Genomic DNA, 653 nt, shown 5'->3' with positions numbered 1-653 from the left:
CAAGCACGGTTTTGAATGGGAGTGGGGGAAGGCGACTTCCCTCTCGACCCCTACCGGACATAGCTAAATGCTTTGACCGAATAAACCATGATTACCTACTGTCCAAAATTCATTGTCCAAGCAACCTCAAGAAAGACCTGAAACAATGGCTCAAAGCTGGGGTGCTAGACAACGGTGTATTTGAGGATACAGAATCAGGGACACCTCAAGGAGGGGTAATAAGTCCAATACTCGCCAACATCGCACTGGATGGCATGGTTAGGCTCATAAAAACAATGTATCCCAAGAAAGCAAACAGAGCACAAGCTACTGTTATAAGATACGCTGATGACTTTGTTGTGATATCCCCATCACTAGAAATCATTGAACAGTGCAAAACTGCTATTTCCGAGTGGCTAAAACCTGTTGGACTAGAAATAAAACCTGAAAAGACTCGAATTTGCTACACACTCAATCCCATTGAGTACAACGGCAAGACTGAGGAACCTGGGTTTGATTTTTGAGGATTCAATGTTAGGCAATATCCGGTAGGAAAATATAAATCTGGGAAAAGTCAAAAAAGGTTCAAAACCCACATCAAACCCAGCAATAAAGCAGTTAAAGCTCATACAGAAGTAATTAAGGGTGTAATAAAACAACATAAAACAGCACCC

The 653-nt window shown here is 42.0% G+C and carries 1 pseudogene; it reads left to right on the top strand.

The window, feature by feature from the left end:
• Positions 1–653, top strand: a pseudogene (locus tag P5683_RS25555) (reverse transcriptase domain-containing protein); the annotation flags it as partial.

The sequence above is a fragment of the Limnospira sp. PMC 1279.21 genome (assembly GCF_032349615.1).
Classification (GTDB): Bacteria; Cyanobacteriota; Cyanobacteriia; order Cyanobacteriales; family Microcoleaceae; genus Limnospira; species Limnospira fusiformis.
Note: the sequence above shows the minus strand (reverse complement) of the source record. Positions and strands in the feature narration are given on the sequence as shown.